Annotated in this window: 21 protein-coding genes; 9 read left to right on the forward strand and 12 right to left on the reverse strand. The window is 70.4% G+C overall.

The window, feature by feature from the left end; translation table 11 throughout:
- Window positions 1-5: 5 nt before the first annotated feature.
- The 8 genes from IEX50_RS17505 (at window position 6) to IEX50_RS13575 (ending at window position 10,492) form a co-directional block, all read left to right on the forward strand.
- Window positions 6-2,870, forward strand: coding sequence for an AAA family ATPase (locus tag IEX50_RS17505; RefSeq protein WP_229674013.1), 2,865 nt, complete (start codon window positions 6-8; stop codon window positions 2,868-2,870).
- Complete coding sequence (locus tag IEX50_RS17510) at window positions 2,867-4,585, forward strand: PDDEXK-like endonuclease domain-containing protein (RefSeq protein ID WP_229674015.1); 1,719 nt, start codon at window positions 2,867-2,869, stop codon at window positions 4,583-4,585. The genes IEX50_RS17505 and IEX50_RS17510 overlap by 4 nt, the downstream gene beginning before the upstream one ends.
- Window positions 4,586-4,827: 242 nt before the next feature.
- A complete protein-coding gene (locus tag IEX50_RS13550; protein WP_157176265.1) occupies window positions 4,828-5,502 on the forward strand; it encodes an ABC transporter ATP-binding protein in 675 nt (224 codons plus the stop codon).
- Window positions 5,492-8,014, forward strand: a complete 2,523-nt coding sequence (locus IEX50_RS13555) for an FtsX-like permease family protein (protein ID WP_157176264.1) — start codon at window positions 5,492-5,494, stop codon at window positions 8,012-8,014. Before IEX50_RS13550 ends, IEX50_RS13555 begins: the two co-directional genes overlap by 11 nt.
- Window positions 8,014-9,075 (forward strand): lipocalin-like domain-containing protein, encoded by a 1,062-nt coding sequence (locus IEX50_RS13560; RefSeq protein WP_157176263.1) that lies wholly within the window; start codon window positions 8,014-8,016, stop codon window positions 9,073-9,075. Before IEX50_RS13555 ends, IEX50_RS13560 begins: the two co-directional genes overlap by 1 nt.
- Window positions 9,076-9,201: 126 nt before the next feature.
- On the forward strand, window positions 9,202-9,597 hold the full coding sequence (locus IEX50_RS13565; protein WP_188699484.1) for a hypothetical protein: 396 nt from the start codon (window positions 9,202-9,204) through the stop codon (window positions 9,595-9,597).
- Window positions 9,594-9,947 carry a hypothetical protein gene (locus tag IEX50_RS13570; protein WP_157176261.1) on the forward strand — a complete coding sequence of 118 codons (354 nt, stop codon included), beginning with the start codon at window positions 9,594-9,596 and terminating at the stop codon, window positions 9,945-9,947. Before IEX50_RS13565 ends, IEX50_RS13570 begins: the two co-directional genes overlap by 4 nt.
- Window positions 9,948-10,066: 119 nt before the next feature.
- Window positions 10,067-10,492 carry an organic hydroperoxide resistance protein gene (locus IEX50_RS13575; RefSeq protein WP_076070347.1) on the forward strand — a complete coding sequence of 142 codons (426 nt, stop codon included), beginning with the start codon at window positions 10,067-10,069 and terminating at the stop codon, window positions 10,490-10,492.
- Between the two features lie 73 nt (window positions 10,493-10,565).
- On the opposite strand, the gene IEX50_RS13580 is transcribed toward IEX50_RS13575, so the two are convergent.
- The 4 genes from IEX50_RS13580 to IEX50_RS13595 all read right to left on the reverse strand — a co-directional run bounded on the left by IEX50_RS13580 (window position 10,566) and on the right by IEX50_RS13595 (window position 14,096).
- Window positions 10,566-11,333, reverse strand: a complete 768-nt coding sequence (locus IEX50_RS13580) for an EAL domain-containing protein (protein ID WP_184075282.1) — start codon at window positions 11,331-11,333, stop codon at window positions 10,566-10,568.
- 169 nt (window positions 11,334-11,502) lie between these two features.
- Complete coding sequence (locus tag IEX50_RS13585) at window positions 11,503-12,288, reverse strand: SDR family NAD(P)-dependent oxidoreductase (protein WP_157176260.1); 786 nt, start codon at window positions 12,286-12,288, stop codon at window positions 11,503-11,505.
- A gap of 11 nt (window positions 12,289-12,299) precedes the next feature.
- On the reverse strand, window positions 12,300-13,499 hold the full coding sequence (locus IEX50_RS13590) for a zinc-dependent alcohol dehydrogenase (RefSeq protein ID WP_157176259.1): 1,200 nt from the start codon (window positions 13,497-13,499) through the stop codon (window positions 12,300-12,302).
- A 3-nt stretch (window positions 13,500-13,502) separates the two neighbouring features.
- On the reverse strand, window positions 13,503-14,096 hold the full coding sequence (locus IEX50_RS13595; RefSeq protein WP_157176258.1) for an SRPBCC family protein: 594 nt from the start codon (window positions 14,094-14,096) through the stop codon (window positions 13,503-13,505).
- Window positions 14,097-14,321: 225 nt separating this feature from the next.
- On the opposite strand from IEX50_RS13595, the gene IEX50_RS13600 reads away from it, so the two are divergent.
- The gene (locus IEX50_RS13600; protein WP_157176505.1) at window positions 14,322-15,668 is read left to right on the forward strand and encodes an FAD/NAD(P)-binding protein; all 1,347 of its coding nucleotides are present in this window, start codon (window positions 14,322-14,324) and stop codon (window positions 15,666-15,668) included.
- Between the two features lies 1 nt (window position 15,669).
- Here IEX50_RS13600 and pcaF read toward each other — a convergent pair whose 3' ends face one another.
- The 8 genes from pcaF to pobA are packed head-to-tail and all read right to left on the reverse strand — an operon-like array spanning window position 15,670 to window position 23,132.
- Complete coding sequence (gene pcaF / locus IEX50_RS13605) at window positions 15,670-16,872, reverse strand: 3-oxoadipyl-CoA thiolase (RefSeq protein ID WP_157176257.1); 1,203 nt, start codon at window positions 16,870-16,872, stop codon at window positions 15,670-15,672.
- The gene (gene pcaDC / locus IEX50_RS13610; protein WP_157176256.1) at window positions 16,872-18,062 is read right to left on the reverse strand and encodes a bifunctional 3-oxoadipate enol-lactonase/4-carboxymuconolactone decarboxylase PcaDC; all 1,191 of its coding nucleotides are present in this window, start codon (window positions 18,060-18,062) and stop codon (window positions 16,872-16,874) included. The genes pcaF and pcaDC overlap by 1 nt, the downstream gene beginning before the upstream one ends.
- Before the next feature lie 3 nt (window positions 18,063-18,065).
- On the reverse strand, window positions 18,066-19,205 hold the full coding sequence (locus IEX50_RS13615) for a lyase family protein (protein WP_229674017.1): 1,140 nt from the start codon (window positions 19,203-19,205) through the stop codon (window positions 18,066-18,068).
- On the reverse strand, window positions 19,202-19,894 hold the full coding sequence (gene pcaG, locus IEX50_RS13620) for a protocatechuate 3,4-dioxygenase subunit alpha (RefSeq protein WP_157176255.1): 693 nt from the start codon (window positions 19,892-19,894) through the stop codon (window positions 19,202-19,204). The genes IEX50_RS13615 and pcaG overlap by 4 nt, the downstream gene beginning before the upstream one ends.
- Window positions 19,887-20,600, reverse strand: a complete 714-nt coding sequence (gene pcaH / locus IEX50_RS13625) for a protocatechuate 3,4-dioxygenase subunit beta (protein ID WP_157176254.1) — start codon at window positions 20,598-20,600, stop codon at window positions 19,887-19,889. Before pcaH ends, pcaG begins: the two co-directional genes overlap by 8 nt.
- Window positions 20,597-21,244 carry a 3-oxoacid CoA-transferase subunit B gene (locus tag IEX50_RS13630; protein WP_157176253.1) on the reverse strand — a complete coding sequence of 216 codons (648 nt, stop codon included), beginning with the start codon at window positions 21,242-21,244 and terminating at the stop codon, window positions 20,597-20,599. The genes pcaH and IEX50_RS13630 overlap by 4 nt, the downstream gene beginning before the upstream one ends.
- Complete coding sequence (locus IEX50_RS13635; protein ID WP_157176252.1) at window positions 21,244-21,954, reverse strand: CoA transferase subunit A; 711 nt, start codon at window positions 21,952-21,954, stop codon at window positions 21,244-21,246. The genes IEX50_RS13630 and IEX50_RS13635 overlap by 1 nt, the downstream gene beginning before the upstream one ends.
- The gene (gene pobA, locus IEX50_RS13640) at window positions 21,951-23,132 is read right to left on the reverse strand and encodes a 4-hydroxybenzoate 3-monooxygenase (protein ID WP_157176251.1); all 1,182 of its coding nucleotides are present in this window, start codon (window positions 23,130-23,132) and stop codon (window positions 21,951-21,953) included. The genes IEX50_RS13635 and pobA overlap by 4 nt, the downstream gene beginning before the upstream one ends.
- Window positions 23,133-23,136: the final 4 nt, after the last annotated feature.

Here is a 23,136-nt window from a genome sequence, read left to right on the forward strand (position 1 = left end):
GCGCGATGACTATCGAACATGATCGGCTGGTCGCGCTGATCGACTATGTCGCCGCAACGGAGCGCGACCGGCTCACCATCGTCAGCGACGTCGCGGACTATCACGGCCTGCGCGCCGCGGGGGACGATATCGCGCGGATGCCCGGCGTCGTGGTCGATGCGCGGACCGACGACGACCCCGTCTGGCTCAGCGTCGACCGGCTCGCCCGCCACGCGCCGCCGGTCCCCGCCGACGCCGAACTCGCGCTCTGGCTCGATCAGCCCGACGCGATCGAGACCCGCCCGACGCTCCACGACGCGCGCCCGACCGAGGCGCTCCGCAAGGCCGGGCTGATCGGCTCGGACGACCGGGCGGGCCAGGCGCTCACGCCGCTGGCCGACTATCCGCACCGCGACCGCGTCACTGCGCGGCTGACCGATCATGTCCGCGAAACCTGGAACGGCTGGGCACTGGAGGAACGGCCGCGCCGCCGCGCGATCGCCTTCTACAACGCGCTGTTCGCGCTGCGCCAGGCGCTCGACGGCGCCGCGGCCGCACCCGTCGAACTGGTCTGGGGCATCGGCCCCGCGCGCTGGACCCGGCCGCAGGGGCGGCTCCACCATCCGCTGCTCACCGTCGCGATGGACCTGAGCATCGACCCCGCCACGCACGTCATCCGCCTCCGCCCGCGCAGCGCGACGCCGCCCGCGATCGAAAGCGACCCGCTCGATGCGCTGGAACTGCCCGCCGTCGACGAATGGCGGCGCGCCACGCGCATCGCGCTCGACCGGCTGGCGACAGACGAGGACGGCGACGGCCTGACCCCGTTCGATCCCGACGGCTACGCGCCGATCCTGCGCCACGCGGTCGCGCTGTTCGACGCGGACGGGCTGTATCTGCCCGATCATGACGGTGTCTCGCCGCCCGGCGACGGCGTCCTGTCGGTCGGTGGCGGCTGGATGCTGTTCGAACGGACGCGCCGCGCCACGATGCTGATGGACGATTTGCGCGCCTTCCGCTCGCAACTTGCCGACCCGGTCGATCCGGCGCAGATCCCGCCAGCGGTCCGCGCACTGCTGATCGATCCGGACACCACGCGCGCCGATCCGCCGCAGTCCCCCTATCGCGGCGTCTCGACCGTGCCCGGCGTCACCAGTTCGGACGGATCGGGCGCGGACCTGTTCTTCCCCAAACCGTTCAACCGCGAACAGGTGGAGGTGATCCAGCAACTCGCCCACCGCCCCGGCGTCGTGGTGCAAGGGCCGCCCGGCACCGGCAAGACGCACACCATCGCCAACATCGTCAGCCATTATCTGGCGCTCGGCAAACGCGTCCTGGTCACCTCGCAAAAGGCGCCCGCGCTGAAGGTCCTGCGCGCGCAACTCCCCGCCTCGGTTCGCCCGCTCGCGGTCAGCCTGCTCGACAGCGACCGCGACGGCCTGCGCCAGTTCCAGGAATCGGTCGATATCATCGCCGAACGGCTGCAACGCATCCGCCCCGCCGAAAACACGCGCCAGATCGCGGAGACCGACGCGCGCATCGACCTTCTCCACCGCGGCCTCGCGCAGGTCGATCGGCAGGTCGAGGATATCGGCCGCACCGCCACCGCCACGGTCGAAATCGACGGCAGCATGATCGACCCCGCCAGCGCCGCGCGCGAACAGATGGCCGATCCGGCGCTCGCGCTCTGGCTGCCCGACCCGATCGACACGATCCGATCGCACGAGGCTGCGTTCGACGATGCCGACATCACCGACCTGCGCACCGCACGAAAGTCGGTCGGCCCACGGTTGAACGCGCTCGGCCTCGTCCTCCCGTCCGCGCTCCCCGACGACACCGCACTGATCGCGCTGCACGACGCGCTGGCGGAGGCGGAGGCGATCCGCCGCGAAACGTCCGCCGCCGCTGCACTCGCGCCCGACGCCACCCCCGAACGGCTGGCCAACGCCGCCCACGTGCTCGCCCGGCTCACCGATCTCCACCGCGAAATCGGCGAGGGCCCGCATGGCTGGACCGCCGCCGTCCTCGCCGACCTGCGCCGCAACCAGGTCGCGGACGGGCTCGTCGCACTCGAGGGGCTGGCCGACGACATCGCCCACGTGGTCGCCGAAACGCGCCACTTCCTGACCCGCCCGGTCGACCTGCCCGACGGCGCGCTCGACGATCGCCCCTTGCGCGACCGCATCGCCGCACTGGCGCAGGGCGAGGAACCCGGCTTCCTCACCGGCCTGTTCGCCCGCGCGCTGAACCAGCGCGTCGCCGCGATCCGGCTGGTCGGCCACCCCCCAACCAACGCCGCGGACTGGGCCGAGGTCGAACGCCACCTGACCGCATCCGACGCCGCGCTCCGGCTCCGCGCCGCCTGGAACCACGCCGCCGCACACGGCCCGCTCGATCCGGTGGCCGCCACGGGTCCCGGCGTCGCCGAACCGATGCGCCGCCAGCTCGCCCGAATCGCTTTGCTCCGAACGCTGGTCGAACAGGAACGCGCAGTCGACGCCAAACTCCGCCGCCTCGTCCCCGGCTGGCGCGGCACCGTCATGGGTGGCACGATCGGCGACGACACCGCGATCCGCGCAATCGCCGACACGCTCGACCACCACCGCCAGCGCATCCACCTGCTCGGCGCCCAAACCCAACGCCAGTCGCTCCTCGTGACCCTCAAGCCCGTGATCGGCCCACTCGGCGACGGCCTCCGCGCCGTGGCCGAACGGGTCGGCAACCCGGACGCGGACGCCGCCACCCTCCGCACCGACTGGCGCACGCTGCTCGCCGAACGCGACGCCATCGCCGCACTCGCCCCGCATTTCGCCACCATCGCGCGCGTCACCGAACTGATCGCCGAAAGCGGCGCCCCCCCTGGGCCGAACAGCTTCGCACCGACCCCGTGACCGGCATCGAGGACCCGCTCACTCCCGGCGACTGGCGGCAACGCTGGCGGTTGCGGCGGATCGCCAGCTGGCTCACCCGCATCGACCGCCACGGCGCGCTGGCGGAGGCTGGGCACCGCCGCGGCGAACTCGAACAACAGCTCCGCCGCGCCTATGAGGAGGCGATCGAGCTGCGCAGCTGGGGCCGCCTGGCGGAACAGGCGAGCGACCAGGTCCGCGCCGCACTCGCCGCCTACGCGCAGGCCATGCGCCGCATCGGCAAGGGCACCGGCATCAAGGCCGGCCGCTACCGCGAGGACGCCCGCGTCGCCGCCGACCGCGCGAAGGCAGCACTCCCCTGCTGGATCATGCCGCACTACCGCGTGTCCGAATCGCTGCCCCCCGAACTCGGCCTGTTCGATCTCGTCATCGTCGACGAAGCGTCGCAATCGACCGTCGCCGCGCTCCCCGCCCTGCTCCGCGCCAAACAGGTGCTGATCGTCGGCGACGACCGCCAGGTCACGCCCGACGCCGGCTTCCGGCCGGAGGCGCGCATGAACGAACTCGCCCAGCGCCATTTGTCGGGCCAGGTCCAGGACTACCGCTCCGTCCTGCGCGAGGAGAAATCGCTCTACGACCTCGGCACCGTCGTCTTCGCGGGCGGTGCGATCATGCTGAAGGAGCATTTCCGCTGCGTCGCGCCGATCATCGAATACTCGAAGGCGCAATTCTACAGCCACCAGCTCGTCCCGCTCCGCCTCCCCTCCGCCTCGCAACGCCTCGATCCGCCGCTGATCGACATCCTGGTCGAAGACGGCGTCCGGCGCGGCAAGACCAACCCGGCGGAGGTCGACTGCATCGTCGAGGAGATCGGCCGCATCGTCGCCGACCCGGCGATGGCCGGCCGCTCGATCGGCGTCACCACTTTGCTCGGTCACGAACAGGCCGCAGCACTCTTCGCCGCGATCGAACGCACCCACGGCGTCGACACGATGCTGGCGCACGACATCCGCATCGGCGAACCGAGCGCCTTCCAGGGCGACGAACGCGACATCATGTTCGTCTCAATGGTCGCGGACCGCGGCAGCAGCGCGCTGTCCGGCGCCGCCTACGACCAGCGGTTCAACGTCGCCGCCTCCCGCGCCCGCGACCGCATGATCCTGGTCCGCTCGGTCGAACCGGAGGACCTCAAGCCCGCCGACCAGCTCCGCCGAGCGCTGATCGACCATTTCCGCGCGCCCTTCGCCACCGACCCCGCCGTGACGGAGGCCGCGCGCGACCGCTGCGAATCGGGCTACGAGCGCGAAATGTTCGATCTGCTCGTCCAGCGCGGCTACCGCGTCGATACGCAGGTCCGGGTCGGCAACAGCCGCATCGACATGGTGGTGGAGGGCGCGGACGACCGCCGCCTCGCGATCGAATGCGATGGCGACATGTGGCACGGCGCGGATCGCTGGCCCGACGACATGGCGCGCCAACGCATGCTCGAACGCGCCGGCTGGACGATCTGGCGCTGCTTCGCCAGCCGCTTCGTCCGCGACCGCGACGCCGCCATGGCCGACCTCGTCGCCACACTCACCGCACGCGACATCTACCCCGTCGCCCACGGCCAGGACCGCCCCACGACCCGCCACACCGAACACCGCCGCTGGCGCCCCGGCGGCAGCGAACCGATCGAAGCGCCGGAGGCGGAGCACGTCCCCTACGCGCACCTCGTGCCGATGGACGCGTTCTGACCCAGACTAACCCAAAACCCGTCCATCCCGAGCGAAGTCGAGGGACCCGTCGAGCAAAGCCGAGACGAGCAACAGCACCCCTCGGCTGCGCTCGGGGAAACGTGCCTCGACTTCGCTCGGCATGGACGGGTCTAGTGTGATTCCATCTGACGTCATTATGCTCAGGGCATGGATCCAACCGGCGCACCCCCCAAGGACAAAATGACAGCACCCCTTTCCGCCACCCCGCGTTAAACGCCCTGATGCCTCCCCGCCTCCTCCTCACCGGCCTTGCCAAGTCCGTCCCCGGCGGGCGCACGCTGTTCCAGGGCCTCGACCTCACCGTCGGCCCCGGTGAGTTAGTCGCGATCATGGGCGAATCCGGCGTCGGCAAGTCCACCCTGCTCAACATCATCGCCGGCCTCGACAAACCCGACACCGGCACGGTCGCGGTCGAAGGGGCCGCACTGTCCGAAATGGACGAGGCCGCCGCGACCAATCTGCGCCGCGACCGCATCGGCTTCGTGTTCCAGGCCTTCCACATCCTGCCCTACCTCACGCTCCGCCAGAACGTAGCGCTGCCGCTTGCGCTCGGCCGCACCGCCGCGCGCGCCGCCACCGCCCGCGCCGATGCGATGCTCGAGCTCGTCGGCCTGCCCACCCGTGGCGCGGACTATGCGCGCGACCTGTCGGGCGGCGAGCTGCAGCGCGTCGCCATCGCCCGCGCGCTCGTCCACGATCCCGCGCTGATCCTGGCGGACGAGCCGACCGGCAACCTCGACCCCGAAACCGCCGACCGCATCCTCGCGCTGTTCGCCGATGCGGTGCGCAGCCGCGGCGCCGCCGCCGTCATCGTCACGCACAGCCTGGTCGCCGCCGCCGTCGCGGATCGCACGCTGCGGCTCACCGCCACCGGCCTCGTCCCCCATGACGGCTGAGCCACGGTCGGGCGGCATAGCGCCGCCGCGTGCGCTCCGCTGGATGATCCTCGGCGAATGGCGCGCGCATCCGGCCCGCGTCATCACCGCGGCACTCGCCATCGCGGTCGGCGTCGCACTCGGCTTCGCGGTTCACCTCATCAACGGCTCCGCGCTCGACGCATTCGGCCAGGCGGTCCGCGCGGTGAACGGCGCGGCCGACCTGCAGGTCCGCGCCGCCACCCCGGCCGGCATGGACGAGGCGCTCTACCCGGAGGTCGCCCTCCACCCCGGCGTCGCGGATGCCAGCCCCGTGGTCCAGCTCAAGGCCACCGCCGCAGGGGCCGACCTCACCCTGCTCGGCCTCGACATCCTACGCGCCGGACAGGTCACCCCCGCGCTTGTCGGGCAACCGATGGGCGGCCCCGGCAGCGCGTTCGATCTCGGCGCCCTCTTCCTGTCGCGCGCCGCACTCGACGCCGTCCACCAGCGTGTCGGCGCGACCGTCGCGGTCACTGCCGCCGGCCGAACCTTCCCCCTCCGCATCGCCGGCGTCCTGCCGGGGGTCGAGGCCGGCCGCCGGATCGGCGTCATCGACATCGCCGCCGCCCAATGGCGTTTCGGACGGATCGGCCGCATCGACCGCATCGACCTGAAACTGGCCGAGGGTGCCGACGCCGCCGCGGTCCGCCGCACGCTCGCCACCGCACTCCCCCCCGCCGCGACTCTCGCCGATGCCGACAGCGACGCCCAGCAAGGTGCCGCGCTTAGCCGCGCCTACCGCGTCAACCTCGACATGCTCGCGCTGGTGGCCCTGCTCACCGGCGGCTTCCTAGTCTATTCCGCGCAGTCGCTCTCCGTCACCCGCCGATTGCGCAGCTTCGCCCTGCTCCGCACGCTCGGCCTCCCCCGCGCCGGCATCGTCGTCCAGGTCGCGATCGAGGGGCTCGTCGTCGGCCTCGTCGGCACCGCGCTCGGCCTCGCGATCGGCTACGCGCTCGCCTCGGTCGCGCTTACCCGGTTCGGCGGCGATCTCGGCGCGGGCTATTTCGGCGGCGTCGCCCCCGCGCTCGCCTTCGCCCCCGGTGCCGCCCTCCTGTTCGCAGGCCTCGGCCTCGCCGCGGCACTGGCGGGCAGCATCATTCCGGCCCGCGCCGCCGCCCGCGCAGCGCCTGCGGTGGCACTCCGCAATGCCGGCGACGTCGTCGATCCGCGCACCCCCGTCGCCTGGCGCGTGCCGCTCGCGCTCGTCGGCGCAGGCGTGGTCGCCGCCCTGCTCCCCGCAATCGGCGGCCTGCCGCTGTTCGGCTATGCCGCGATGGCGCTCGTGCTGGCCGGCGGCGTCGCGGCGATGCCATGGGCCGCACGCCTCCTGCTCGCCCCGTTCGACGCGCACGCCACCGGCCGCCCCGCCTTCGATCTCGCGATCCGCCACCTCCGCGGCGCGCCCGGTCAGGCGGCGGTCGCACTCGGCGGCATCGTCGCCAGCACCGCGCTGATGATCGCGATGGCAGTGATGGTCACCAGCTTCCGCGGTGCGGTCGACGACTGGCTCGGCGACATCCTCTCCGCCGACCTCTATCTCCGCGTCGACGGCAGCACGGGCGGCTTCGACCCCGCCGCCCAGACGCGGCTGAGCGCCGTCCCCGGTGTCGCGCGGATCGCCTTCACCCGCCAGGTCCCGCTCACGCTCGACCCCGGCCAGCCCGCCACCATCCTGATCGCCCGCCCGATCGATGCCACACTCCCGCTGATCGGCCCCACCTCCGCGGTCCCGGCCGGCACCGTCCCCGTCTGGCTGTCCGAACCCGCCTCCCGCCTCATGCACAAGTCGCGCGGCGACACGCTCGCGCTCCCGATCGGCCGCAACACGCGCTTCGCCGTCGCCGGCATCTGGCGCGACTATGCGCGGCAGCAGGGCGCGATCGCGATCGACACCGCCACCTACAGCCGGCTGACCGGCGACACGCCCCGCGACGAGGGCGCCGTCACTCTGAAGCCCGGCGCAGACCCCGCCCGCGTCCGCCGCGCGCTCATGACCGCCGCCCCGCCCGCGCTCTCCGGCCAGGTTGAGGTCGCCAGCCCCGCAACACTCCGCGCCTTCGCGCTGACCCTGTTCGATCGCAGCTTCGCGATCACCTATGTGCTCGAGGCGGTCGCGGTGCTCGTCGGCCTTGCCGGTGTCGCCACCACCGTATCGGCGCAGACCATCGCCCGCATCCGCGAATTCGGCATGCTCCGCCACATCGGCGCGGGCCGGCGCCAGATCGTCACGATGCTCGGGGCAGAGGGCGCGCTGCTCGGGGGCGTCGGCGGCGTCGCGGGGATCGCGCTCGGCCTCGGGCTGAGCCAGATCCTCATCCACGTCGTCAACCCGCAGTCGTTCAACTGGACCATGACGACGCGCGTTCCCGTCCCGCTCATCGCCGGTGTCGCCGCCTCGCTCATCGTGGCCGCCGCCGCCACCGCGATGCTCGCCGGCCGCCGCGCGGTCGCGGTCGATGCGGTCCGTGCCGTGCGAGAGGATTGGTGATGCGCCGGCTCTGGACCCTCCTTGCGCTCCTCCTGCTCGCCGCCGCGGCGCCGGTGGCCGACTTCCCGGTTGTCCGCCCCGGCGTGCCGCTCGCCTTCCCGGCGGACCACGGCGCCCACCCCGCCTACCGCACCGAATGGTGGTATGCGACCGGCTGGCTGCGCACCGCAGACGGGCGAAATCTGGGATTCCAGGTCACCTTCTTCCGCTCCCGCCTGCCCGTCGATCCGCGCAACCCCAGCGCGTTCAACCCCAGCCAGATCGTGTTCGCCCATGCCGGCCTGTCCGACCCCGCCACCGGCCGCCTCCTGCACGACCAGCGCTCCGCCCGCGCGGGCTTCGGTCTGGCGCAGGCCGCGACCGGCGACGCCGCGGTCGCGATCCGCGACTGGACGTTCCGCCGCACCTCCGCCGGCCGCTTCGAAACGCGCATCCCGGCCAAGGACTTCACGCTCGCGCTCAGCCTGACGCCCACCCAACCGCCATTCGCTCAAGGGGAGGCCGGCTACAGCCGCAAGGGTCCGAACCCCGCCGACGCCAGCCGTTACTACTCGGTCCCGCATCTGAAGGTCGCCGGCACCGTCCTGCGCGGCGGCCGCACCGTTCGCGTCACCGGCGAGGCGTGGCTCGACCGCGAATGGTCGTCGAGCTACCTCGATCCGCGCGCCGCCGGCTGGGACTGGACCGGTCTCAACCTCGACGACGGCTCCGCGCTCATGGCGTTCCGCATCCGCGCCAAGTCCGGCGGCACGCTCTGGGCGGGCGGCTCGCTCCGCCGGCCGGACGGACGCATCGTCCGGTTCGCGCCCGGCGACGTGGCGCTCACCCCGCTCCGCCGCTGGCGCTCGCCCGGCACCGGCGCTGTCTATCCGGTCGAACAACTGCTCGCCGTCCGCTTGCCCGAGGGGATCCGCCGCTACCGCCTCACCCCGCTGTTCGATGCGCAGGAACTCGACGCGCGCAGCGGCGGCCTGCCGGTCTATTGGGAGGGCGCGGTGCGCACCCAGGGCGGGCGCGGCTATCTCGAACTCACCGGCTATGTCGCGCCGCTCGCCATCTGATTTTCCCCCACCCACGTCACCGGACCGCGGATCATCCGCATGGCATCGTGCCGCCCCGTGCGCTAGGATCGGCCGATAATGGGAGCAGGCATGATGACGCGCACCGGCCGGCATAGGTCGGGCCTCATGAATCGGATCGGGCTGGCGGTTGCGGTCGCCGGCCTGCTGCTGTTCGCCGGACTCTGGATGGGCGCCCGCCGCGAAGCCGCCGCCCTGCGCGACTGGCAGACCGCGATGCTGCAACGGATTGCTCAGGCGGAGGCCAAACCCGGCGCATCCGCCCTACTCCCGAACGAAGCCGGCGAAGCGTTCGACCGGATCGTTGCCGCACGCGACGGCGCGATCGCCCGAACCGCGCTCGCCAGCGGCGCGTCCGGACCCGACCCCGCCCGCCCCACGCCCGCTGCGAACACCGAGGCCGAGATCTCGCGCCTCCGTGCCACACAAAGCACCGGCACCGCCGCTGGCGACGCGCGTATCATCGAACGCGACAGCCGCGCCGCCTGGACCGGCTGGAAATGACCGGTCGCCTTGTCCCGGCTACGATCGTGGCATGGCTCCTGACCGGTTGCGCCACAAAGCCCGTCCGCGCGGCCGCGAACATCCCGGTCCTGCTCGTCGGCCCTCCCGTCGCGAAGGCCACCACCCGGTCCAAGCCCGCCAAGCCAGCGGATACGGCAGTCACGCGCTGCCCCACCGCCGCCGACGTCCGCCGCCTCCGCGCCGCCCGCCCCAAGCCGCTCTGCCAGCAGACCATGCCCACCAGCCCGGCCGAGCGCGTCGCCCGCACCGCAGCTCAGCTCGGTCTCTACGAGGCGCGCGACGCCTGGGCCGACCAAGTCGAGGAGGCGCTCGCCCGCTGCGAACGCTGACGGGCGGCCTCGACTGGCCGCCGCGCCATACCGTTCTGCCGCGTCAGCCTTTTGGACGTGCGCCGCAAGACCGGGTCGGCCGTTCCAGTCCCGAACTTATCCCAGCGAAGGAAACCGCCATGTCCGTTGATCCGATCTACAAGACCACCGCCACCGCAACCGGCGGCCGTGACGGCTCCGCCAAATCCGACGACGGCTCCGTCGACGTGAAGCTTGTCGTGCCCAAGGAAATGGGCGGCCCCGGCGGCGTCGGCGCCAATCCGGAGAAGCTGTTCGCGGCGGGCTATTCCGCCTGCTTCCTGGGCGCGATGAAGGCCGTCTCCGGCAAGGAGGGCGTAAAGGTCCCGTCCGACGCCACCGTCACCGCCGAAATCGGCTTCGGCCCACGCTCGGAAGGGGGCTACGGTATCACTGCCGACCTGACCGTCTCGCTCCCCGGCGTCGATCGCGCGGACGGCGAAAAGCTGATGAAGGCCGCGCACGAGGTCTGCCCCTACTCCAACGCAACGCGCGGCAATGTCGATGTCGGTCTGACGTTGGCCTGATCATAAAGACCGGAGTTGCGGGAACAGTCCCACAACCCCGGTCTGGTCGCGCACTCGTTCCGAACAGTCTCCCTCAGGCGACCGCAGCCAGCGGCGGATCGGGCATCACGATCGTCGGCAGGCACCGAAAACCTGGTCGCGCCAGCAGATACCCTTGGAAATATCGCACGCCGATCTCGCGCAATACGTCATACTCCGGAACGGTTTCGATCCCCTCTGCGATCACCCTGATATCCAGAGACTCGGCGATCCGCACGACACCCTCGACGATTAGGCGACGCGGCAGGCTGGCGTCGATCCCGCGGATCAGGTCCATGTCCAGCTTGATGAAATCCGTCTGGAAGTTCGCGAGCAGCCGCAATCCCGCATGCCCTGCCCCGAAATCGTCGATCGCGGTGGCGAACCCCATCTTTCGATAACTCTCGACGATGTTCGCGACATGGTCGGTGTCCGCCATCTCCTCGCTCTCGGTGAACTCGAAGATCAGCCGGTCGGTCGGAAATTCCGTTGCATGCGCGGTCTTCAGCGTCAGTTGGATACAGGCGACGGGCGAGTAGACGGCATTGGGCAGGAAATTGATCGACAGCCGCGCCTCCGTATCGAGGATCCCGGCCGCGACTGCATCTTCGATCGCCGCCACCCGGCACTGCTGGTCGAACGCATAACGGTCCTCGGGTGCTACACTACCCAGCACCTCACCCGCACCTTCGCCACTCGGCCCACGCACCAGCGCTTCGTAGGCGAACGGCAGTCCCGTCTCGGCATCGACGATCGGCTGGAACGCCATGGCGATGTCGAATGTCCGACGCTCCGTCCGACACGCTACGCACCCGGTCTGCATGTTCCGTCCTTCCATATTCTATGGAGGTAACGCACGGAAGCTAACAACGGGTGAACGCGCTCCGGACCGCGAAGCCAACTTGCTGCAATGTCACGGAAAAGCTGGCCAGGCAGAGTGTTCGGTCTCCTCTCGTGGGCCCTGTCGTCACCAGCTATCCAAGCGAACCTGTTTACTCCGCGCTGCCCGGCTCGGCCATGTTGCGGTGCATGTGCGCCAGGATCGGCGCGGGTGTGACATGCGCCATTGCGACCTGGATCTTGTTCTTCCAGCCGGACACGACGCTGTCCTTGCCCGCCATCACCGCGTCCCAGCCGTCGCGCGCCACGTCGCCGGCCTCGCTCTTGCTCTCCGACGTGCCGACCGACGTATCCATCATGTCGGCGCGGTCGAAGAACTCGGTCTCCACCGGGCCCGGCATCAACGTCGTGATCGTGACGCCCTTCGACCCCTTCAACTCGTCCCGGATCGCGTCGGTGAAGCTGTCCACGAACGCCTTCGTCCCGTTGTACACCGCCTGATAGCTGCCCGGGATGAACCCGGCGATCGATCCGGTGACCAGCACCTTGCCGTCGTCGCGCGCCACCATGTCGCGCAGCACGGACTGCAACAGATACAGCGTCCCGGTGATATTGGTGTCGACCACCCGCCGCCAGTCGGCGACGTCCTGATCGAGGAACCCCTTGCCCAGCCCGCGCCCGGCATTGGCGCACAGCAGGTCGATCGTCCGGCCGTTCGTCGCGGCGACCAGCGCATCGACGCCCTCGATCGTCGAGAGGTCCGCCTCGAGCGACTCCACGGCACCACCATGCGTCCGGAAATCGGCGGCGGCCGCCTCGATCAGCGCCTCGTCCGCCACGACCAGGATGTCGTAGCCATTCTCCGCGGCCAGGCTGGCGAGTTCGAAACCGATGCCCGTCGAGGCCCCGGTGATCACGGCATATTTGCGTTCGGTCATGATGGGATCCTTCAAGCGGTGGCGGCAGCGGCCGAAGCCATGCCGGGTTTCAGCACGATCTTGGTCACGTCATTCTGTTCGTCGTGGAACATGCGGTACGCCTCGGCACCCTGTTCCAGCGGCATCCGGTGGCTGATCAGGAAGGTCGTATCGATCTTCTCCTCCATGATCGCGTTCAGCAGGCCGGGCAGGTAGCGTTGGACATGGGTCTGACCGGTCTTCAGCGTCAGCCCCTTCTCCATCAGCGCGCCGAGCGGGAACTTGTCGACGATCCCGCCATAGACGGCCGGCATAGACACGCGTCCGCCCTTGCGGCACGCCACGATCGCCTGGCGGATCGAATGGATCCGGTCAGTGCCGAGGAACGTCGATTTCTTGATCTGGTCGACGACATTGTCGACGAACAGCCCGTGCGCCTCCAGCCCCACGCTGTCGATGCACGCGTCCGGCCCGATCCCGCCGGTCATCTGCATCAGCGCGTCGTAGGTCGCGGTTTCCTCGAAATTGATCGTCTCCGCGCCGAACCGCCGCGCAAGTTCCAAGCGCTTCGGGAAATGGTCGATCGCGATCACCCGCGCCGCACCCATCAGGAACGCGGACTGCACCGCGAACAGCCCGACCGGCCCGCAACCCCACACCGCCACCGTATCGCCCGGCTCGATGTCGGCATTCTCGGCCGCCTGCCATCCGGTCGGCAAAATGTCCGACAGGAACAGTACCTTGTCGTCGTCCACCCCGTCCGGGATCACGATCGGCCCGACGTCGGAATAGGGCACACGCACATATTCCGCCTGACCGCCGGCATAACCGCCCGTCATGTGGCTGTACCCGAACAGCCCGGACATCGGCTGCCCGTACAGCTTCTCGGCGATGTCTTGGTTGTCCGCCGGATTGCCGTTGTCGCACGCCGAGAATTGCTGCTTCCCGCAATGGTAACAGGACCCGCACGCGATCGTGAACGGCACGACGACGCGCTGGCCCTTCTTCAACGTGCTGCCGGGGCCAACCTCGACCACCTCGCCCATGAATTCATGGCCCAGAATGTCGCCCGCCTTCATCGTCGGGATATAGCCGTCGTACAGATGGAGGTCGGATCCGCAGATCGCGGTCGACGTGACCTTGATGATCGCATCGCGCCTGTTGACGATCTCCGGATCGTCGACGGTATCGACGCGAACGTCGTGGCGGCCGTGCCAGGCAAGTGCGCGCATCGATTAAACCTCCTTAGCCGCGGCTTGCGCCGGGTTCATCGCGTTGGTGCTGATCTCGCCGGTTTCCATCAGCTGCTTAAACCGGCGCAGGTCGCGGCGTGCCTGGATCGCGGGCTCGCGCTGGAAAAGCTTCGCCACGATCTTGCCGACGACACCCGCCGGCGGATCGTACAGGATCGTCGCGGTCACCACCGTGCCGCGCCCGCCCTGCGCCTCGACGAATTCTATCCGCCCGCTGTTCGGCACGTCGGCCCCCGGCGCGCTCTCCCACGCGATCAGCGAACCGGCTTCGTCCTCGGTCACCAATGCATCCCACTCGACCGTCTTGCCGGCCGGCGCGGCGACCACCCAGTGCGAGGTCGTCGCGTCCTTCACGTCGATCCGTTCGACATTCTCCATGAACGTCGCCAGGTTCGCGAAGTCGCGCCAATAGGCGTAAAGCTCGGTCCGCGGCCGGTTGATCGTCACCGCGCGCGACGTGATCTGGTCGCCCGCCGTCTCGCGCATTCGCCCGCCGGTCTCGCCAGCCGGGTCGCCATGCTTGGATGTCGCGAGCGGCGCATCGTCCTGCCCGCTGTTCGTCGCGCCGTCGGTCATCGCGAATGCCCTCCTGTTGCAAAGCCTAAACCGGTGCCGCCAGCGCCCGTTCCGCGCGAATGTCCCAACATGGATCAGCTTCCACCGCCGTGATCCGCCGCCTGCCAGTTCCGCCTTGCCGCATCGCGCAGGACCGGCGACATGCACTTCGTATAAAGTCACCGCATCATCAGGAGCCCCCCGATCCCCGACGATCCCACGCCCTCACCCGCCTCCCAACCGCCGATCGTCGATCATGTCGCGATCGTCGGCGGCGGCTTTGCGGGCGCATTGATGGCCGTGAACCTGCTGCGCCACGAGGGGCCGCGCGCCACGCTGATCGAACGGCGCGCGCGTGTCGGGGTCGGCGTCGCCTATAGCGCCGCGCATCCCGACCACCGACTCAACGTCCGCGCCGGCAACATGAGCGCGCTGCCCGACGATCCCGGCCATTTCGATCGCTGGCTCGGCGTCCATCACCCCGACCATGTCGGCGGCTTCGCACCGCGGCTCGTCTACGGCCAATATCTGTCGGACATCCTGGCCGAGGCCGCCGCCCGCTCCGACGGCCGCCTCACGATCGTCCAGGGCGAGGCCACCGGCCTGACGCTCGACGAGAACCAGGCCGTCGTCACGCTCGCGGACGGCACCGCGATCGCCGCCGACGCCGTCGTACTGGCGTCCGGCAATCTGCCCCCGCACACCCCGCCCGGCATCGACCCGGACGCGTTGACGCGCGATCACTACGCCCCCGACCCATGGGCGGCCGACGTCGCGGACGACCTGTCGGACGACGACACCGTCCTGCTGCTCGGCGGCGGCCTGACGATGGTCGACGTGGCGCTGCTTCTCGAAGCACGCGGGTTCCGCGGCCGCATCGTGGCCCTGTCGCGCCGCGGCCTCCTGCCCCGCCCGCACGGCGATCTTACCCCTGCCCCGCTGCCCGAACGCCCGCGCGGCCGCCCCTCCGCTCTGCTCGCGCAGGTCCGCGCGCGTGCCGCGACGGTCGGCTGGCGCGCCGCGGTCGACGCGCTCCGCCCGCATACACAGGCGGTGTGGCGCGCGACCGACCCGGCCGACCGGATGCGTTTCCTGCGCCACCTCCGCCCCTGGTGGGACGTCCACCGCCACCGCCTCGCGCCGCAGGTCGCGGACCGCATCGCCGCCCTGCGCTCCACGGGCCAGCTCGACATCGTCGCGGGCAAGCTCGTCGCGGTCGCCACGACGGACGCGCAACCCACCGTCACTTTCCGCCCGCGCAGTTCCGACGACACGACCACGCTCTCCATCCGCCGGATCGTCAACTGCACCGGCCCGCTCGGCGACATCGGCCGCACGACCGAACCGCTGCTCCGCGACCTGCTTGCCGGCGGCCGAATCCGGCCCGACCCGCTCCGTATCGGGATCGACGTCGATCCGCAGTCCGCGGTGCTGGAAGACACCGGCCGCGCGTCGGACCGGCTCTACGCAATCGGACCGATGACGCGCGGCACCTTCTGGGAAATCGTCGCGGTGCCCGACATCCGCCACCAGACCTGGTCGCTCGCCCGCCGGCTGTCGAACGCGATGTGGGTCGGCGGCGAAGGGCTCTAACTCACACCCGCTCGATCAGCATCGCGATCCCCTGACCCACGCCGATGCACATGCACGCCACCGCGTAGCGCCCGCCCGTCCGGTTCAGTTCTTCGACCGCGGTCATCACGATCCGCGCGCCCGACATGCCGAGTGGATGGCCGAGCGCGATCGCCCCGCCATTTGGGTTCACGCGCGGATCGGCCGGGTCCAGCCCCAGCGAACGCAGCACCGCGATCGCCTGCGCCGCAAATGCTTCGTTCAGCTCGATGACGTCCAGCTGCTCGATCCCGATCCCGCCGATCGCCAGCACGCGCCGAACCGCCTCGATCGGTCCGACCCCCATCACGCGCGGCGGGACACCCGCCGACGCCATCGCCACGATCCGCGCCCGCGGGGCGAGCCCATGTCGTGCCGCCGCCGCCTCTGACGCGACCAGCATCGCCGCCGCCCCGTCGTTCAGGCCGGATGCGTTGCCCGCGGTCACCGTTCCGTCGGGCCGCACCACGGGCTTCAGCGCGGCCAGCGCCGCCAGGCTCGTCGCGCGCGGATGCTCGTCCGCGCTGAACAGCACCGGTTCGCCCTTCCGCTGCGGGACCTCCACCGCCACGATCTCGGCCGCCAGCCGCCCGGTTGCCTGCGCCGCCGCGGTCCGCTCCTGGCTGGCCAGCGCGAACATGTCCTGGTCCGCGCGGCTGACCCCCCATTCGGCCGCGACATTCTCAGCGGTCTCGGGCATCGAATCGACGCCGTAGGCCTGCCGCATCGCCGGGTTGACGAACCGCCAGCCCAGCGTCGTATCCTCGATCTTCTGCGCGCGGTCGAACGCACTACCCGCCTTCCCCATCACATACGGCGCCCGCGTCATCTGCTCGATCCCGCCGGCGATCATCAGTGCCGCGTCGCCGCTCCGGATCGCCTGCGCCGCCATGCCGACCGCATTCAGGCCGGACCCGCACAGCCGGTTCACCGTGCCGCCCGGCACCCCCTCCGGCAATCCCGCCAGCAGCACCGCCATCCGCGCGACGTTGCGATTATCCTCGCCCGCCTGGTTCGCGCAGCCCAGGATCACATCCTCGACCGCGTCCCAATCGACGCCGCCGTTCCGCGCAACCAGCGCGCGGATCGGCAGCGCGGCCAGATCGTCGGCGCGCACCGTCGAAAGCGCACCGTTCAGCCGACCGATCGGCGTCCGGATCGCATCGCAGACAAAAGCATCGGCCATCATTTTTCTCCCTGCGCGGCATCCAGCTCGGCGATGATCCGCCCCGCCTTGGCGAACCCGGTGTTGGCCGCCGGCACCCCGGCATAGATCGCGGTCTGCATCAGCACCTCCTTCAGCATGTCGCGCGTGAACCCGCCGCGCGACAGCCCCGCGCGGACATGCAACCCGAACTCCTCCCACCGCCCGAGGCTCGCCGTGATCGCCACGACCAGCAGCCGGCGCGTGGCGTCGTCCAGCCCCGGCCGCCCCCAGATCTCGTTCCACGCGATCCGCGTGATCATCGCCTGGAACTCCGTGTTGAACGGCGTCCGCCCAGCCAGCGACGTGTCCACCCACGCATCGCCCAACACGCGCCGCCGGTTCAGCAGCCCCGCCTCGAACAGCGTTTCCGCCGCCTCCGCCACCGCATCGTCCTCCGCCAGGAACGCCACCAGCACCCCGGCCAGCGCCGCCGGCGCCTCGATCGGCGCGAGATGCGCGCAATCGAGCTGCGCTACCTCCGCGCCCGGAATCGCCGCCGCGATCCGCGCGCCATGCCCGTCGAATGGGGTCGAAATATCGCGCTCGCCGCCTACCACCAGCACCGGCCGCGTGAGTTCCGGCAACCGCCCGATCACATCCATGTCGCGGATCGCCGCACCCGCACCCGCATAACCCGCATCCGCCATCGCCACGATCGCGCGGTGCAGCGACGCCGCCACCGCCGGATGCGCCGCGGCGAACTGCGGCGACAGGAACCGCCCCATGGCCAGCTCCGCGATCGCCGCGGTCCCGTCCCGTCGCACGGTCGCGATCCGCTGCTCCCAGGCACCCGCATCCATCGTCGCCGACGTGCAGATCAGCGCCAGTGCCGCGACCCGCGCCGGATGGTCGAGCGCCGCCTGCATCGCGATCATCCCGCCCAGCGAAACGCCCGCCACCGCCGCCCGCTCGATCCCGGCCGCATCCATCGCCGCGACCATGTCCGCCGCCAGCATCGGCAGATCGTAATCCCCCTCGGGCGCATCCGACGCCCCGTGCCCGCGTGTGTCGATCCGCAGCACGCGGAACCGCCGGGTCAGCGCGGGCAGGCACGCGTCCCACAACGCCATGTCGGTGCCGATCGAATTGAGCAGCACCAGCGGCGGCGCGCCGTCGTCGCCGTCCAGCTTCCAGTAGATCCGCACCGCGTCCCGCATCGCAAACGGCATCGCTCAGTCCCTTCCCATCCGGATCAGCGCATCGACCAGCGCCGCGCTCTCGCCGATATCGTCGCCCTGCCCCGCCGCCGCCAAGTTGCGCGCGATCGCCGCCGGATCGATCGCCAGCCCGTCTGCCACCGTCGCCATCGCATCGACCGCGCCCGACGCGATGAGGAACAGGTCGATCAGCATCGGCCCCTCCGCCTGCCACCCGCCGATCCCGCGCTCCTCCTCGGCCGGCAGCGCAGACAGGATGCCCGCGACCAGCCCCGGCGCGCGGACCGCGGCAGACAGCGCGACCTGGCAACCCGTCGGATTGCGCTTGTGCGGCATGGCGGACGATCCGCCGCGCCCCGCCGTCGCCGGTTCATATGCTTCGCCGACCGCGGTCTGGCTCAGCAACGCGACGTCGCGCGCCATCTTGGCCACCGCGCCGATCAGGATACCGACCGCCGCCGCGATCCCGGCGACACCCTCGCGCCGCGCATGCCACGGCGGCGCATCAGCGAGATCAAGCGCCCGCGCCAGCCGCGCCGCTACCGCCGCCGCCCGCCCGTCCTGGTCCGGCCGCGTCCCCGCAGCACCGCCCCACTGCAACGCCGCCCCGCTCGCCACCTCACGCTCCAGCCGCGCCGCCGCCCCCGCGATCCCGGCATGCCATTGTGCGATCCGCAGGCCGAACCCGATCGGCCGTGCGTCCTGCAACAATGTCCGCCCGATCGCCGGCGTCGCCGCATGCGCCCGCGCGCTCGCCGCCAACGCCGCCGTCATCCGCGCCACATCGCCCGCCAACAACCGCGCGGCACCCCGAATTTGCCCCATCAGGACCGTGTCCGCGATATCCTGGCTTGTCGCCCCGCGGTGCAGCACGCGCGCCGCCTCCGGGCCCAGCTCCGCGCGGATCGCCGCAACCAGCGGAATGGCAAGCGTCCCGGCGAACGCCGCCGCCTCCGCCAGTTCGGCGGAATCAAACCGCACCGTTGCCGCAACTGCCGAAATCTCGCCCGCGCACGCCGTCGGGATCACGCCCTCCTCCGCCTGCGCCCGCGCCAGCGCGACCTCGAACCGGATCGCCCCCGCAATCGTGGCCACATCGTCGAACAGCGCGATCATTGCCGCCGTCGCGACCGTCCGGGTGCGCAACTCGCTCACAGCGCGAAGAACACCGTCTCGGCCGGACCACCCAGATGCAGGTCGAGCCACCACTCCCCCTCCCCGCGCGGTTCGGCGATCAGCGTCGCGCGCCGCGCCGCCGGCACGCACGCCAGCACCGGATCCTCGTCGTTCCCCGGCAGCCCGCCGAAATACACCCGCGTCGCCAGCCGATTGATCAGCCCGCGCCCGAACAGCGACAGCGCCAGATGCGGTGCCTGCATCGTGCCGCCTGGCCCCGGCACCCGCCCGGGCATGATCGTGCGGAACCGGTACACACCCTCCGCATCGGTCGCCGCCCGCCCGAACCCGATGAAATGCGGATCGATCGGCACGTCGTCGCGTGCATCGTCCACGCTGCGATACCGCCCGGAAGCGTTCGCCTGCCAGATCTCGACCATCGAGTCCGCGACCGGCACCCCCTCCGCATCCAGCACCCGCCCGGCGACCGTGATCACCTCGCCCACCGGCGTGCCGGTCGGCGCGGAAAGGTTCAGCACCCAATGCTCCTCGGCGAACAGGTCGGGCCGCGCGCCCATGTCGGACTTGCCGACCAGGTCCGCGCCGCCCTTCCACGGCAGTCCGTAGTGGAAGAACGGCCCGACCGTTTGGCTCGGGGTCTGGCCGAACAGCGCCGGGTCCTGATTGTCCTGCCGCGCATCCGGCTGGCGATCGGCAGGATCAGTCATGATGATCATCCTCGAACGGCGTCTGCATGCGCCCCTTCAACACCACGTCGAACAGATACCCCAGCGCATGGTTCGGCTCGGTGGTCGCCAGGTCGAACCGGCTTACCATCCGCTGGCGGTACGGCATCGGCACCGCATTCGCGATCGGGTCGATCTCGATCAGCGGGTCGTCTGGAAAATACAGCTGCGTCACCAGCCGTGTCGCAAAGGCGGGCCCGAGCAGCGACAGATGAATGTGTGCCGGCCGCCACGCATTGTGGTGATTGCCCCACGGATAGGCCCCCGGCCGCACCGTCACGAACCGGTACCGCCCGTCCGCATCGGTCACGACCCGGCCCGCCCCGGTAAAATTCGGGTCGATCGGCGCATCCCACTGGTCGCGCGCATGGATGTAACGCCCCGCGGCGTTCGCCTGCCAGATCTCCATCACCGTATCCGGCACCGGCCGGCCCCGGTCGTCCAGCACGCGGCCCGACACGATGATCCGCTGCCCGATCGGCACGCCGCCATGCTGCGTCGTCAGGTCCGCCAACGCCGACCCCATCATCCGGTCCCACACGCCGCCCGGCCCCGTCGTCTCGGTCAGCGTCTGCGGCGCCTGCACGCGCGGCTGCGACGGCGCACGCAGCGCGGTCGACCGGTAATCGCCGTACCGTGACGGCGGCGGCCCCGCATCGTCACTCGAATAAGGCGCAACTCCGGTCATGCCGCGATCCCCTCTGCCACCGTGAACGCCGCCCCGGTCCGCGCCCGCACGAAATCCAGCGTCACGCCCGGGGCCAGTTCCACCAGCCGCAGCCCCGGCTTGTCGCACGCCATCACGCAAAGATCGGTCACGATCATGTCGACGCAGGCCCGACCGGTCAGCGGCAACGTGCATTCGTCCAGGATCTTGGGCTCGCCCGCCTTGTTGGCATGGTCCATCACCACGATGACGCGCTTCACGCCCGCGACCAAGTCCATCGCACCGCCCATCCCTTTCACCATCTTGCCGGGGATCGTCCAGTTGGCGATGTCGCCCGCGACGCTCACCTCCATCGCGCCCAGCACCGCCATGTCGATATGCCCGCCGCGGATCATCGCGAAACTGTCCGCGCTCGAAAAGAAGCTCGACGTTGGCAAGGCGGTGATCGTTTGCTTGCCCGCATTGATCAGGTCCGGGTCGACCGCATCGCGCGTCGGGAACGGCCCGATGCCCAGCATCCCGTTCTCGGACTGCAACGTCACGTCGATGCCGTCCGGCACATGGTTCGCCACCAGCGTCGGAATGCCGATGCCCAGGTTCACATAATATCCGTCCTGCAATTCGCGTGCGGCACGCGCCGCCATCTGGTCGCGGGTCCAACCCATCACGCCTCCTCCCCTTCGCGCAGCGTCAGTTTCTCGATGCGCTTCTCGTTCACCGTGCTCAGCACGATCCGGTCGACATAGATGCCCGGCGTATGGATGCAGTCGGGGTCCAGGCTGCCGGCCGGCACGATTTCCTCGACCTCCGCCACCGTCACGCGCCCCGCGGTCGCCATGTTCGGATTGAAATTCCGCGCGGTCTTGCGGAACATCAGGTTCCCCGCCGGGTCCGCCCGCCACGCCTTCACGATCGACAGGTCGGCGCGCAGCCACGTCTCGCGGACATACTCCTCGCCATCGAACGTCTCGACCGGCTTGCCCTCGGCCACCACCGTGCCGACGCCCGTCTTAGTGTAGAATGCCGGAATGCCCGCCCCGCCCGCGCGGATCCGCTCGGCCAGCGTCCCCTGCGGCGTCAGCTCCAGCGCCAGCTCGCCGCTCAGATATTGCTGCTCGAACAGCTTGTTCTCACCGACATAGCTCGCGATCATCTTCGCGATCTGCCGGCTTTCCAGCAGCATCCACAGCCCGAACCCATCCGCGCCGGCATTGTTGGAAATCACCGTCAGCCCGGTCACCCCGCTCGCGCGGATCTGCGGGATCAGGCTTTCCGGGTTGCCCGAGAGGCCGAACCCGCCCGACATGATCGTCATCCCGTCGAACAACAGCCCGTCGAGCGCGGCTGCCGGCGTGTCGTAGATCCTGTTTCTCATGCTGCCCCCAACGGTAGTCCGACATAGTTCTCCGCAAGCGTGCGCTGCGCCGCTTCCGATCCGCGGATGTAGTCCAGTTCGGCCATCTGGATACGCCGATCGAACCCGTCCATCGTCGGGAAACGATGCGTCACCGATGTGAACCACCAGGAAAAGCGTTCCGCCTTCCAGACCCGCGCCAGCGCCCGCGCCGAATATCCGTCGATCCCGGCGTCGGACCCGTCGCGGTACCGCTCGACCAGCGCCTCGCCCAGCATCGTCACGTCCGACACCGCCAGGTTCATACCCTTCGCGCCTGTAGGCGGGACGATATGCGCGGCGTCCCCCGCCAGGAACAGCCGGCCCCAGCGCATCGGTTCGCACACGAACGACCGGAGCGGGGCGATCGTCTTCTCGAACGACGGCCCGCGCACCACCTTCGCCGCGGTTTCCGGCCCCAGCCGCACGCACAGCTCGTCCCAGAACCGCGTGTCGGACCAGTCGGCGATATCCTCGTCCACCGCGCTCTGGATATAATAGCGGCTGCGCGTCGGCGACCGCATCGATGCCAGCGCGAACCCGCGCTCGTGATTGGCGTAGATCAACTCATGATCGGCCGGCGGCACGTCCGCCAGTATCCCCAACCAGCCGAACGGATAGACGCGCTCGTACGTCCGCAGCACGTCCGCCGGGATCGCGCCGCGGCTCACCCCGTGGAACCCGTCGCACCCCACGACGAAATCGCACTCCAGCGTGCGTTCCACGCCGTCCACCCGCCACGTCACCACCGGCCGGTCGCCGTCCAGCCCGGACAGCGCGACGTCCGCCGCGTTCCACACGATCGGCAAGTCCACTGCCTCCGCCGCATCGAACAGGTCGCGCATCACCTCCTGCTGCCCGTACACCGTCACGGTCGACCCACCGGTCAGCGCCGCCATGTCGATGCGGAACACCTGTCCGTTGAGCGCCAGGTTCGTCCCGCCATGGACCAGCCCCTCACGCAGCAGCCGCTCGCCGATACCCAGCCGGTGCATCAGATCGGTCGTCACCGGTTCCAGCACGCCGGCCCGCACGCGCCCTTCGACATACGCCCGGTCGCGCCGCTCGATCACCACCGCGTCGATACCGGCCTGCCGCAGCAGGTGCGCCAGGAACATGCCCGCCGGGCCTGCGCCAATAATCGCGATCTGGGTTCGCAAAAAT

The sequence above is a fragment of the Sphingomonas prati genome (assembly GCF_014643515.1).
Taxonomy (GTDB): Bacteria; Pseudomonadota; Alphaproteobacteria; order Sphingomonadales; family Sphingomonadaceae; genus Sphingomonas_R; species Sphingomonas_R prati.